Raw genomic sequence first — 12,670 nt, forward strand, 5'->3', positions numbered from 1 at the left:
CCATAAAAAGCTATTTTTGTGTTCAATGATCCCCTCTCGCAACAGTCTCGCCTTTTGGCATTTGCTCGCCATTATTACCATCACCTTTTGGGGCACGAGCTTCGTAAGCACGAAGGTGCTCTTGAATCATGGTTTTTCGGCAGTGCAAATCTTCTCGTTGCGTTTTGCGATTACCTACTTGATCCTTTTGGCGGCAAGTCACAAGCAATTCCGCAGCCAGAACTGGAAGCATGAACTGATTCTGTTCATCAGTGGCATTACCGGATGTACACTTTACTTTTGGACCGAAAATACGGCGCTTTCGTTTTCGCCATCAAGCAACGTGGCGCTCATTATTTGCGCGAACCCGTTACTCATTCTGATTCTCGGAAGCATTTTCTATAAAAGCGAACGACTCGGCAAGCGACAAGTTCTAGGCTGTCTTGTCACATTCGTTGGCATGGTATTGGTGGTTCTAAACGGCAAATTCGTCTTGAAGCTTTCGCCCGTGGGTGATCTGCTCGCCTGCAGCGCCGGAGTCATGTGGGCAATCTATTCGCTAGTCGTGAAGCAGCTGAACGGCAAATACAATTCACTGTTCATTACGCGCAAGATGTTTTTCTACGGCACCCTGATGTCTATTCCCGCCCTGTTTATCGAAGCGCGAGGCGATGTGTCGAAAGTGCTTGATATTCCGTGGCAGAACTTTATGGAACCCGTCGTCGCTTTTAACTTTTTGTGCCTTACAGTATGTTGTTCCCTGTTCGGATATCTTATTTGGAACAATGTGCTGAAACAGCTCGGCACAGTTCTTGCGAGCAACTACGGCTATGTAGCACCCTTGATTACCATGATTACGGCTGCAATTGCTCTTGGCGAACGCATTACGCCTATAGCCATCGTGGGTGCCGCCGCCATTATTGTGGGAATGCTTTTGGCGGAATTTAAGCGCAAGGCTTAATTCTTGATACAGCGGATAGAATAGGCGAAATAGCCCTTGCGGCCCGAATCCCTATCCAAATCATACTGGTTCGAAAGTATCCAAGCGTATGTAAGCGTGTTGCTACTTACTCCCCAGAAATAGGCCTTGGTGCCTTCGCCATCGCATTGACCGGTACTTGCGCGGTAACCACCCGGAACAGCAGAGAATCCAGTTGCATTCGTAGCGACAACATTGTCTCCGAAAATCGTATTTTCCCAAACATCGAGCGCACGCAGGGAACCGTTCTGGTCGCCGAATTCATCCTTTGCCGCATTGACCAAGTCCCACCAATCGCGTTCTGTGGGCAACGACCAGCCATCGGGGCAAGCCTCCTCGGCATCGAATTCTTGATAAAGGCGGCCATACTTCGTGCAGTTTGCGGGAATGTCATCATAGCAGAAGCTGGAATCCGTCACAAAGTTCAAGTTCTCGGCCATCCAAGTCTTGCCGCCGATAATGACAGTCTTGTAGCTCTTGCCGTCGCGGGAATCAGAGAGCGTGCCGTATTCTACAGCGGGGACTGTTACGGACGAACTTGATTCAGGCTCATCGATTTCGCAAGGAGGCATGTCGATTTCGATAAGCGCATCTCCTTCGCACTTGTATAGAATCTGCAAGTCGTAATCGTATATTGTGTTGCTATTCGGGCAGCTAATCGATTTACGTTCCATATTGCGCACGGTAATGTTTGCCATGCCATTCGTGAAGCATTCCTTCGCGGCAGAACTTGTAGGGAGCGTCGCAGAACTCGCGGGCAATGCCGCAGACGAAGAGGAAAGCGGTCCCGCCACATCGCCAGAACTTGCAGGCGTATTATCTTGTGAGTTTGTCGGCACCGGGTCGCTTTGCGGGCCAGAAGACGAATCCGAATCGCATGCGACAAGCGCAAGCCCCAAAGCAAGTGCTGCAGAGGCAGCAGAAAGTTTCTTGAAATCCATTTGTTTTCCTCCCTTTAAATTTCAGTAAAGCGGTCTACGACAGTGCCGTCAGAAAGCGTCACCTTGCTTTCAAAATCTTCGCGGTTGCGCACCCATAAGGTTCCCTTCGGGTGGTCAGGTGTTTCGTATTCACTGCGGTAAACCACAAGCGGTTTGACCGATTCACAATCGAGAGCGTCGGCGGTAACGACGGTGTAAATCATCGTTTCTTTTTTGTAATGGCGGTAGCGGTGATTGGCGATTGCTTTCGACATATTATTTCTCAAGGAACTCGAGCAGCTTGGGCATGAGCGCGGTCGCATCTTTTACGCCCATGTCGTAAAGTTCCACAAGCTTTGACTTGTCCTTTTCGAGGCGCGAAATCTTAAATTCGGCGCTCGGACGAATCATGAACGCAGAGCCCTGAGCGACACGTTCCTCTAGCGTGCGCAAGCACTGGTTGTAACGAATGTGGCGGTTCCTTGCCGCTTCGATAAACTTCGGGTACTTGCGGTAGAAAAGCTTGAACAGGGGAATCATGGAGTTCGGCTTCTTGACAAAGCCTTCGGGCTGTGTGACGATAACGACCTGCTTTTTGTAGCCCATGCCCGCAAATACTTCGAACGGAATGCTGTCGCCGACACCGCCGTCCAAGAGTTTCATGCCATCGACTTCTACGATATGGCTCATGAGCGGGAGTGAGGCCGAGGCGCGAATCTTGTCCATGTCTTCGGACTTATCCAAATCGCGGGTAAGCAAATATTCCGGGCCACCTGTTTCGAGATTCGTCGCGACTGCGTAGAATTTTGTTTCGGCTGTATTCTCGCGGAACTTTTCGAAGTCAAACGGATCAATGACACGCGGGATTTCGTTATAGCAATATTTGATTTCGAAAAATTCACCGGTGCGAATCAGGTTGCCCCAGCTCATGTAGCGCTTGCTCGCCGAATGAATGGTGTCGAGGCGCTTGTTGCGTTCGCGTTGTTCCGATAAATAGCTGCAAAGGTGCGTTGCACCTGCAGAAGTTCCGGCACATGCTCCAAACTTGATTCCGTTATCTAAAAATACATCCAGTACGCCAGCCGAATACGCACCACGCATGCCGCCGCCTTCAACAGCAAGCGCAATGTCCTTATACATCGCCATTAGGCATTCTCCATAAGCCACAAGAAATCTTTCGGATGTTCCACAAATTTTTCAGGATGCAACTTGTGCTTGGCAAAAAATTCTTCGCGAGTCATCCAGGTAAAGCTATCGACTTCGCCCGGCTGCGGCACAAGCGAATTCGCTTCGTCGTCGCTAAGGGAAATCTTGTAGACATCGTAGTATTCGTTGTCGAGGTAAGAGCCGCCGTTAAGCACGCTTTCGTGCTTAGCCTCGAATAAATATTCGAGGTCGCGCGAACTCTTGTGCACACCCAGTTCTTCGCGCAGTTCGCGCACGGCGGCATTCACGCTAGAATCTCCGGCCGAAATATGGCCCGCGCAACTTGTGTCAAAAAGTCCTGGATTGTTTTCTTTTACGCGACTGCGCAACTGGAACAGAATGCGGCCTTTGCTATCGAAAGCCCAAATATGCACCGTACGATGCCACAGCCCCTTGGCGTGAACTTCGGTGCGCCCGCGAGCATAGCCCGCCGGCGTTCCGTCCGCATTCAACACATCAATTTGTTCTTCCATTCATGACCTGTTCTTTAATCGCCATAACTATGCGTCTGTATTCGCGCATCAAGTCGTCATGACGCACACGCACATGGTCGTAATCACCTTCGTTGCAAGCATATTCCATCGACTTGGCGATACTTGCAATTTCTACCGCGCCAATAAACAACGACGCGCTCTTCAAAGCCTGCACCATCAAACGGTAACTTTCAAAATCTTCGTCTTTGAACAGCTTATTCAAAACAACGTCAAACTGCTTATCGACATAAGTCATCATTTTCTTGCGGTAAAGAGCTTCGTTGCGTTCGCAGCAGTATAGACCGACTGAAACATCCAATACATCGCTCGGCAAGTTTTCGTGTTGTTTTTTAGGCTCTTGCACCACAACCTTCTTGGCAGTCTTATCTTCAACCAAGGGCTGTACCGATATATCTTCTTTTTTCGGAACTTCATCGATACGGTGCACCAATTCCTTAGGCAAGTATTTCAGCAAAATCGCGAACAGCGCATCTTCATGAACCGGCTTTGTCAAGAAGTCCGCAAAGCCCATGGTTTCACAAATCGTCTTCGCAGAAGCGCTATCATCTGCCGTAAGCATCACAATCGGCGTATGCTTATTCGGATGATCGTCAAGCGTCTTCATAATCGTCAAAATATCCAAGCCATCGATAATCGGCATCGTATGGTCAAGGAATATCACATCGTAATGATTTCGTCTGAAGTTTTCGATTGCTTCCATTCCGTTCGAAACAGAATCGAACTTGGCAAGCGTTTCCTTCATAAGTCCGCTCATGACGCGCAAATTCATCGGAAGGTCGTCAATGGCAAGAATCGATGCGTTGGGAGCAAAGAAGTGAATGGATTCATTTTCAGTGGCCTGCACAAACTCATTATAACGAGTCTTGAAATCACCCATCAATTCATTCTTTACCACTTTCTGCGGGATAGCGATTTCTATTACCGGCAAACCATCTGCAATATGATCGCTCTTGATTGTACCGCCAAGTGCCACCACCAACATTCTAACAAGCGTAAGCGAAGCACCTGTCCAGCTGACACCTGCATCTGGGACATCAATTATCAGGTCAATCTTTTGCGTATTCTCTTCGCCATTTTCGTCTTCTGCCCAGCGGTAACCAATCTGGATAATATTCGCCCCATTCACCACAAGGCGTTCCGCATTGAACAAAATGTTGCTTATAATCTGCCACAGGCGCGATTCATCGCCTTCGAGCTGGGTCGGAATCGAAGAATCCACCAGCAATTCAAATTCCTCTGATTTCTTACGATGGCGTGCAGAACTATAGCAATCACAAAGAACCGCGAACAAATCATATTCCTTAATTGAAATGTCGAGACTGTTCGTGCGAATCTTGTTCATGTCCAAAATGTCATTCGACAGCAACAACAGTTCCTGACCAGACGCACGCATTTCAGAGACGTATTCATTCAAAGATGCATCCGAAGATTCTCTCAAGACTATCGCACCCATATTCAAGACATTCATCGCCGGATTGCGAATATCCTGACCTACGGATTCCATCATGCGCAAGCGATCCAGTTCATCGCTCAGCAAATGATTTTTCAAATTGTACTCGCGATGTTTGCGGACCAAGAAGAATCGAATACCAAGCCCTGTCAAGAACAGAAGCATCAAAAGGCCAACAACCCAGAACACCAAGAAAGACAGGCGATCTAGTCCGTTAGCAACATCTTCACCGGCAACCATTCCCACCAAGATAAAGTCATCTTGTTTAAGCTTGGCCATGTAGAAATAAAATACTTCATCGCCAATTTGAACATTCTTGGAAGTTGCAAGACCGCCACGGTCCATATCCTGGCGGAGCCAACCGTAAACTTTATCCACATCAAAATCGACCCAAGCAGAATCTTGCCGCCAGCTTCCAGTGTTATTCTGAATTAAGACCCTACCATCGTTATCGATAATCTGCGCAAAACATTTCTTTTCAAAGCAGTCTACATCAAAGAAATTTGTAATAGGAATATCGTTGTACTGTACGTACAATACATAGCGCACATTGTAGCGATTGTACACAGGCACGCCAAGCACAATTCCCATCTTGTCGCTATAGCAAATCGATTGATTGCCACGGAAAGATTCCATAATGCAACGGTAGCTTTCATCGGGCAAAGCAAACACTGATTTTTCCGTATATACCGTACCATCTAGCGCAATCAACCCGTAACTCGACTTTCCATTTTTCAAATCCGAAAGCGCCATAAAATCTTCGACATGTGAACCATCAGCCTCAATCTTACGGGCAATCATCGAAAGCGCATTCAAGCGCATGTGCAATTTTTCATTGGCAAGGTCTGCAATCAATTCCGCCTGCTGAGACACCTGCTTTGTCACATAGACATTCAAGAGTGCATCGAGCTTTACACGCAGCAAGACACAGACAAGGCACAGCACAAACACGACGATGGCAAGCCACACCACCATCTTGATGTTGATTCTTGTAGTTCTAGGGGTTAATTCCATCGACTACCCCCTCGACAAACCAATCGAACCGATGCAACATAGCATCATCTGTCATGCTTTCGCCCTCGCCCACGCGAACTTCGCCATGGTTATCAACAACCGGGCCATAAAACACATCGAACTTTCCTTGAAGGAGTCGAAGTTTTTCTTCTTCAACTACTTGACGAATCGGATCTTCTACATTTCGAGTCAATGGAGACAATTCCATAATTTCGCTTTCAAGGCCAAGCCAATAAGCCTGTCCTTCAAACTTATCCTGAATTACCTCGCGAATCTTCGGGATGTAGAAATTTTCCCAGCGCCAAACAGGAGCAGTCAAGAACCGATCCGGAAACCTCTTGGAATTGTCTCTGTTATAACCAATAATCCATATTTTATTATTGTCAGCAATTTCATACGGCGACAAAGCATCCACATGTGTCGTCATGACATCGATGTTGTGTTGTTCAAAAAGCGAGCGCGTCGCATCGGCAGACATCGACTCGTCGGTCCAAGAACCACTCCAACTGACATAAACTTTTGCATTCGGGTTTACTTTTTTCACGCCGAGCGTAAACGCGTTAATTCCACGAACCACTTCAGGAATATTAATCGCGGCGACATAACCGATTTCATTCGTTTTCGTCTTTAATCCAGCAACAAGCCCCGAAAGGTAACGCAGCTGGTACATACGGCCAAAAAAGGTGGAAAGATTCGTTGTCGTCTGCAATCCTGTCGCATGGAAAAATTTTGTCTCCGGATGGTTTCTCGCCTCAATCAACGCAGGCTCGCCATATTCAACAGAAGTTGCCACAACAATTTTCGCCCCATTCTTGATGGCCCGTTCCATCACTTCGCGCGCCGAATAATCGGTAGGGACATTTTCATAATAGGCGACTTCTAGATTCAGAACCGATTCGGCCTTCTGCAAAGCCTCGTAATGAGTTTCATTCCAGCTATGGTCATTGCGAAGCCCAGGCATAATCACAGCCACACGGACTTTTTTCTGTTCTTCCTGAAATTCCGTTTCCGGCCCGAACATGAGCAGAACGCCAACAATCATCAAAAGAGCAATCGTCGATGTTAGAACAACCCACCTCATCGATCCTCAAGCCCCCTCTGGATGTTTTCAATCAGTTCTGCATGCAAGGCCATCGCCAGTTCATGATTTTCCTGAATAACTTTCATTCGAGATTCGCGACTTGCATTTTCCAAATTGCGGAACTTGTCAGCCATCGACAATGCACCAATGGCAACAGACGAATCATAAAGAACATGCATGTAGAAACGGTAATTGTCCCAGTCCGAATTCTTGTAGCAGTTATCCACATTTCTGCACAACGGCGAACCCACATATTCCTGCAACATTTCTACATAAATTTCTTCGTCATCAGCGCAGTAATTCAAGCCAGCCTTCACATCCAAGAATTCTTCAAACTGTTTAAAGCGTTCGACTAATGTCGGGGCAGTAACAGAGCGCAATTCAATTTCATCATCGTCGTACACGCCTTTATTCTTTTGGTCAGGCGCAACCACGCCATCCATCATATTCGTAGAAGGCACCATAGGTTCCGACAAGTCTTCAAGCGTGAGTACAAGCTGCTTGGGCAAATACCACTTCATCGCACGGAACAAATCACGTTCCTTAAGCGGCTTAATCAAGTAATCCGCAAAGCCCTCGCCAAGGAACGAATCCTTCGTAAACGATTCCCCTTCCGACACAAGTGCAATAACAGGCGTGTCTTTATTCGGAGACTTCTCCATCATCCTCATTTTTCTATAGACATCTATACCGTCCATCACCGGCATCATGTGGTCCAAGAAAATCAAGTCGTAATGCCTAGATTCCACCAATTGCAAGCACTGGTGCCCGCTCAACGCCTCGTCAATTTTCATCTGCGAATTCTTCAAGAATCCACGGAACACCTTGAGGTTCAATTCCACATCGTCGACAATCAAAATGCGCGCTTCGGGAGCAAGGAACACATCGGCAAGGTCCTTATTCTTGCGAGTGGCATTCCTGTAACGCATTGCAAAGTCGCCCATGGGTTCGGTATTCAGCACCAGCTGCGGGATTTCTACCAAGAACGAAGAACCTTCGCCATAGCGACTGCTAACCGTCATCTGCCCGCCGCATTTTTTCAGCAGTTCCTGCGTAAGGCTGAGTCCAAGGCCCATTCCTTCGACGCTCTTATTTTCATTAGAATCGTCGGTAATGTATTTCCTGAAAATAGAGCCACGGTCTTCTTTTCGAATGCCAACCCCCGTATCCTTGACGGCGAGTTTCAGCATGATATAGTCATCTGTACGAAGCGAACCCATCGGAGGCAAGTTGTCAAAGCCCACCGACAAAGACACTCCGCCCACTTCGGTAAACTTGATTGCATTCGAAAGCAAATTGTTGATTATCTGGATAATGCGATTTTCATCGCCCCACAAGCAAGACGGAATATCCGGGTCGCAATCCACATGGAACGCAAGCCCCTTGGCCTTGGCCTTCGGTTCGTTTTCATTGAAACATTCCTGCAGAACCGAGAACACATCGTATTCCATTGATTCAATGCTCAAACGGCCCGATTCAATTTTCGAAACATCCAAGACATCATTTACAAGCGAAAGAATACTCTGTCCAGCACTTTGAATATTGTTGGAATACTCTTTCATGCTGTCGTCATGCAAATCTTTCTGCACAATGGTATTCATGCCAAGAATACCATTCATTGCCGAACGGATTTCATTACTCATGCTCGTAAGAAAAGCCGTCTTAGAACGGTTTGCGCGAATCAGCCTCATGTACTTTGAATACAGCGCCGTCAGCAACAATGCAATTAGCACATATATCAAGACAATAATCATTGCATTGCGCAAAATGGTCAAATGCAAAGGTGCCCAAAGCCCACGTTCTTCAACCAATCGGGCAACATACCATTCCCCTTGCACCAACGTCGAAAACACGCGATAGTCTTTGCCACGCAAATTGATTACAAACGGATCACCGCTCGCATACGAAATCGAATTGGCAAGCTTTTCTTCATCTGAGCCCCAGAAATCAGACGACTTGTAATTCCTACCGTTCTGGGCAATGTCAGTATGCGAAATAACCACGCCTTTTTTATCGATAATCACCAACATGTTAGACAAGTCGCTCTTCTTGACTTTAGCAAGCAAGTCCTTCAAATACATGTCTACAGCAAGAACACTCTTCCTATCCGAAAGGCGCAAGCTAATAGTCACCACCTGTTCGCCCGTATGCGGGTTTAAGTGCGTCGGAATCAATGCGACCTTGTCCTTTTCCATAGGAGCATTCTGGTACCAAGGACGATTCGAGGGCACATAACCTACGGCAGGAGTCCAACGCCCGCCATTAAAGAATTCTTCGCGCAGAATTCCGTACATATTGCACAAGGTAAAATCATCCGAGTGCTTGTAATATTCTGCTTCGGAAACGAGCAGAGATTCTATCTGCGCCTGCTTGGCACCATGATCCAAACTCTTTTCTGCAATGCGAGTAGTCACTCTTAATATAGATTCGCCCCGCGCCAAGAATCCATCGATCGCTTCGGCGTCTCGTTCATTCGAAAGCGAACCCGCATTCAAGATTTCTTGTTGAACCGTTTCGACGTAATCTCCAAAGACATACGCGCTGACTGCGGCAAAGGTTAGCCCCACTGCCACAAGAATTATCCCGTACAAAGCCCTTACGCGTTTTTCGCTTTCTATTGTCTTTGAGAACACAATCAAAATATAAGATATTTCGGGACAAAAATTCACTATGCTATATTTCTATACATGAAGTTCGAAAAAGATACATTGGAAGGCCTGCTCAAGACGGCAGAATCCGAGGGAATTTTCAACAAGGCGGTCGCCGGGTTTATTTTACCCGACGGTTCCCGCGAAATTTTGACGCTAAACACGCCTGAAAATACGGTTTTCGACATTGCAAGCCTTACCAAGGTATGCCCCACCTCCACACTCACCCTGAGTTACATTCTAGAGGGCAAGCTTTCGGTCGACACCAAGGTCATCGACTACATTCCAGAACTTCAGACCAATTTCCGCGAAGACATTCGCGTATTCCACTTGCTCACGCACAGCCTTGATTACCGCGTGCCCATGAAAACTTTGCGCACGCTGCCTGCCGAAGGAATTCTAGACGCCCTTTACACCTACCAGTTCGAAAAGGCGCCCGGCGCAGATTTTAATTACGGCAACCCTGCCAGCGTATTACTCGGAATCATCTTGCAACGCCTTACCGGCAAGGACTTGCAGCAGCAAGGCCGCGAGCGTTTCTTTATTCCGCTCGGCATGACACGTTCCGGCTGGGATCCGCTCACCCGCGACTGGAATCCCATCCCGAAGGCAGAAATCTCGCCCACTGAAATTTGCAGTTTCAGAGGTCGCGAAATCCAAGGCGAAATTCACGATGAAAGCGCTTGGGTACTACGAAAGCTGTTCCCCGTTGGTAGCGCAGGCATGTTCAGCTGCGTGCCCGATTTGCTAAATTTTGTACAAACTATTCTAAAAGACGGTATCGCAAACAATGGCAAACGCGTTATGCCCGCAGGCATTCTAAAAATGGTCAGCGAAAACGCCTTTGCGCTCGATTCGGCCAGCAAGTACTCTACCGCCAAGGACGCTTGCACCGCCCTCGGCTGGGAACTGAATAGCACCAAGTTCATGGGCACCAAGATTTCGCCACATACCTTCGGGAAAACGGGATTCACCGGCGCAAGCATTGTGGCAGACCCCGACAAGGGTGCCGCCGTCGTGCTGCTCAGCAACTTCACCTACCCGCACCGCGAAGCAAACGCCGATCGCATCCACGCCTTCCGCGCCAAGCTCTCCGACGCCTTCTTCGGATAATTCTATATTTGGGCGCGATGAATTTCGAGCCTACAGCACTTGCACTTTACGCCGCCTACTTCGTCTTAGGCGCAGTGGTAAGTCTTATCAACAGCATCGCGGGCGGCGGCTCTACCTTGAGCCTTCCTATCATGATTTTCCTCGGAATGCCAGCCACTGTTGCAAATGGCACGAACCGTATCGGGCTCATCATCGGAAATTTCAGTAGCGCATTCAATCTGGCGCGTCACGGCTATTTGAATAAGCGCATTTTCTTTCAACTGCTCACGCCCACCATCCTCGGTGCCCTTCTTGGAGCATGCTTCTTGGTACACATTGGCGACAAGCTATTCCAAGCAATTCTTGCAGTCGTCATCTGCCTTGTGGTTGTCATGAGCAACCTGAACAAGAATGTCCTGGGAAAACCGCCTGAAAATCCGCCTGAAAAGTTGACTTTCAAAGGAGCACTTGGATTTTTCGCCATCGCTGTTTACGGTTGCATCGTGCAAGTGGGCGTGGGTTTCGTACAAATTTTTGGGCTCACGCGCTACACCGGTCTTTCGCCCATCCAAATTAACGCCCTTAAAAATTCGCTCACCAACGTTTTCCTGGTGGTCAGCACTATTGCGCTCGGCGTGACCGGCAAAATTAACTGGCCCATCGCCGTGATTATGGCAGGTGGTGCCTGGGTCGGCGGCTATTTCGGTAGCTTCTTGCAGCGCAAAAAAGGCAACAAGTTCATCCAGCGATTCATTAGCGTTTGCAGCATCGGCATGGCAATTGCGCTTGTTGTGGACTTAATTGTGAAATAATCAACTCTTGATGTTCTTGTAGTGTTCGACTAGCTGCTTTAAGTTGAAAGCCTCTTTCTTTTCCTGTACGGTTTTCAATCCCGACATGATTTCGGCGAAGTAATTCGCCAAATCCGCATCGCCTGCCAAAAAAGCTTTTTCGCAATTCTCTTTCGCCACTGCGACAACATCTGGATTAAACCCGAGTGTAACGCCAAAGCGTTTTAAAGAGTCCGTCACGCTTTCGTCATTCGATTGATCATTTTCGACATCAACCATCTTGGCATAGCCCAAAATATCATCGACGATTTCATTGAGCACGCTGCTAGAATCCGTATAATTCAACCGCGCAAAACTGCAGTATACAGCTTCCAGATACATCTTTTTATACAAGAAATAATTGCGCAAGAATCTAAAACAGATAATCAAATCGCTCGCTCTGTAAGCCACCTTCAATGCAGTCACCGCGTCTTCGGCCACTTTTTCCCATTGCCCTTGGTCACTATGGATTCTCGCAAGCATCAGCCTGTATTTTGCCGAAGCCGGGTTCCACTTTGCCGCATTAGACATTCCCTTTTCTGCGTCAGGGTAATTCTCCAAATACAATTCCAAAAGCCCCGCCTGTCGCCAAATAAATTCCATCGGGCAACAAGAATGAACGTTCTTCACCAATCGATTTGACGGAGTCTCAAAATAATGGTGGTAAAGCGCGCGCTCCATTCTGCTAGAAATCGAAATATATTCAACAGAATCGTCAGAAACAAACGGATGATCTTCGGCCACCTTCGTCAAAGGCCTGATCATATCCAAAGCAGTTTGATAATCCTTTTCGCCAGTTTGCACATCAAGCGATTCCTGCAAAAGGCTCATCACGCCATCTCGGCCTTCAAAAACCTGGAGTTTTTTCCCAAAAATAGCCGCCCGGACACGAAACAAAGCTTCAGTCGTATTTGTTCTGTCAGCAAAAAACATATCATCCCCTATTTTGACAGATTCATTCTTGCAGAAATATACAA

The 12,670-nt window shown here is 47.6% G+C and carries 11 protein-coding genes; 3 read left to right on the forward strand and 8 right to left on the reverse strand.

What is annotated here, in order from left to right:
* Positions 1 to 25 precede the first annotated feature (25 nt).
* Positions 26 to 940, forward strand: coding sequence for a DMT family transporter (locus QOL41_RS03880; protein ID WP_283428730.1), 915 nt, complete (start codon positions 26 to 28; stop codon positions 938 to 940).
* On the opposite strand, the gene QOL41_RS03885 is transcribed toward QOL41_RS03880, so the two are convergent.
* Genes QOL41_RS03885 through QOL41_RS03915 form a run of 7 tightly spaced genes read right to left on the reverse strand, consistent with a single transcriptional unit; the run spans position 937 to position 9,756 of the window.
* Positions 937 to 1,899: an FISUMP domain-containing protein gene (locus tag QOL41_RS03885; RefSeq protein ID WP_283428731.1), complete on the reverse strand. Its 963-nt coding sequence runs from the start codon at positions 1,897 to 1,899 to the stop codon at positions 937 to 939. The two genes, QOL41_RS03880 and QOL41_RS03885, sit on opposite strands and share 4 nt — an antisense overlap.
* A 14-nt stretch (positions 1,900 to 1,913) precedes the next feature.
* A complete protein-coding gene (locus QOL41_RS03890; protein ID WP_283428732.1) occupies positions 1,914 to 2,153 on the reverse strand; it encodes a DUF1653 domain-containing protein in 240 nt (79 codons plus the stop codon).
* 1 nt (position 2,154) lies between these two features.
* Positions 2,155 to 3,024 carry a patatin-like phospholipase family protein gene (locus tag QOL41_RS03895; protein ID WP_283428733.1) on the reverse strand — a complete coding sequence of 290 codons (870 nt, stop codon included), beginning with the start codon at positions 3,022 to 3,024 and terminating at the stop codon, positions 2,155 to 2,157.
* A complete protein-coding gene (locus QOL41_RS03900) occupies positions 3,024 to 3,557 on the reverse strand; it encodes an NUDIX hydrolase (protein WP_173653308.1) in 534 nt (177 codons plus the stop codon). The genes QOL41_RS03895 and QOL41_RS03900 overlap by 1 nt, the downstream gene beginning before the upstream one ends.
* The gene (locus QOL41_RS03905; protein ID WP_283428734.1) at positions 3,541 to 6,042 is read right to left on the reverse strand and encodes a response regulator; all 2,502 of its coding nucleotides are present in this window, start codon (positions 6,040 to 6,042) and stop codon (positions 3,541 to 3,543) included. Before QOL41_RS03905 ends, QOL41_RS03900 begins: the two co-directional genes overlap by 17 nt.
* Entirely contained in the window at positions 6,026 to 7,123 is a 1,098-nt protein-coding gene (locus QOL41_RS03910; RefSeq protein WP_283428735.1) for a BMP family ABC transporter substrate-binding protein, read from the reverse strand. Before QOL41_RS03910 ends, QOL41_RS03905 begins: the two co-directional genes overlap by 17 nt.
* Positions 7,120 to 9,756 (reverse strand): hybrid sensor histidine kinase/response regulator, encoded by a 2,637-nt coding sequence (locus QOL41_RS03915; protein ID WP_283428736.1) that lies wholly within the window; start codon positions 9,754 to 9,756, stop codon positions 7,120 to 7,122. Before QOL41_RS03915 ends, QOL41_RS03910 begins: the two co-directional genes overlap by 4 nt.
* A gap of 54 nt (positions 9,757 to 9,810) precedes the next feature.
* Here QOL41_RS03915 and QOL41_RS03920 point away from each other — a divergent pair, with 54 nt between their 5' ends.
* Positions 9,811 to 10,884 carry a serine hydrolase domain-containing protein gene (locus QOL41_RS03920; RefSeq protein ID WP_283428737.1) on the forward strand — a complete coding sequence of 358 codons (1,074 nt, stop codon included), beginning with the start codon at positions 9,811 to 9,813 and terminating at the stop codon, positions 10,882 to 10,884.
* A gap of 17 nt (positions 10,885 to 10,901) precedes the next feature.
* Positions 10,902 to 11,675: a sulfite exporter TauE/SafE family protein gene (locus tag QOL41_RS03925; protein ID WP_283428738.1), complete on the forward strand. Its 774-nt coding sequence runs from the start codon at positions 10,902 to 10,904 to the stop codon at positions 11,673 to 11,675.
* On the opposite strand, the gene QOL41_RS03930 is transcribed toward QOL41_RS03925, so the two are convergent.
* Positions 11,676 to 12,626, reverse strand: a complete 951-nt coding sequence (locus tag QOL41_RS03930) for a tetratricopeptide repeat protein (protein ID WP_283428739.1) — start codon at positions 12,624 to 12,626, stop codon at positions 11,676 to 11,678. It lies immediately after the preceding gene.
* Between the last annotated feature and the right edge of the window lie 44 nt (positions 12,627 to 12,670).

It is taken from the genome of Fibrobacter sp. UWB10, from assembly GCF_900182935.1.
GTDB lineage: Bacteria > Fibrobacterota > Fibrobacteria > Fibrobacterales > Fibrobacteraceae > Fibrobacter > Fibrobacter succinogenes_O.

Bases quoted from the DNA above. Each gene is read 5' to 3' on its own strand.
- QOL41_RS03880 (WP_283428730.1), top strand. From the start codon at position 26: ATGATCCCCTCTCGCAACAGTCTCGCCTTTTGGCATTTGCTCGCCATT.
- QOL41_RS03885 (WP_283428731.1), bottom strand. From the start codon at position 1,899: ATGGATTTCAAGAAACTTTCTGCTGCCTCTGCAGCACTTGCTTTGGGG.
- QOL41_RS03890 (WP_283428732.1), bottom strand. From the start codon at position 2,153: ATGTCGAAAGCAATCGCCAATCACCGCTACCGCCATTACAAAAAAGAA.
- QOL41_RS03895 (WP_283428733.1), bottom strand. From the start codon at position 3,024: ATGGCGATGTATAAGGACATTGCGCTTGCTGTTGAAGGCGGCGGCATG.
- QOL41_RS03900 (WP_173653308.1), bottom strand. From the start codon at position 3,557: ATGGAAGAACAAATTGATGTGTTGAATGCGGACGGAACGCCGGCGGGC.
- QOL41_RS03905 (WP_283428734.1), bottom strand. From the start codon at position 6,042: ATGGAATTAACCCCTAGAACTACAAGAATCAACATCAAGATGGTGGTG.
- QOL41_RS03910 (WP_283428735.1), bottom strand. From the start codon at position 7,123: ATGAGGTGGGTTGTTCTAACATCGACGATTGCTCTTTTGATGATTGTT.
- QOL41_RS03920 (WP_283428737.1), top strand. From the start codon at position 9,811: ATGAAGTTCGAAAAAGATACATTGGAAGGCCTGCTCAAGACGGCAGAA.
- QOL41_RS03925 (WP_283428738.1), top strand. From the start codon at position 10,902: ATGAATTTCGAGCCTACAGCACTTGCACTTTACGCCGCCTACTTCGTC.
- QOL41_RS03930 (WP_283428739.1), bottom strand. From the start codon at position 12,626: ATGTTTTTTGCTGACAGAACAAATACGACTGAAGCTTTGTTTCGTGTC.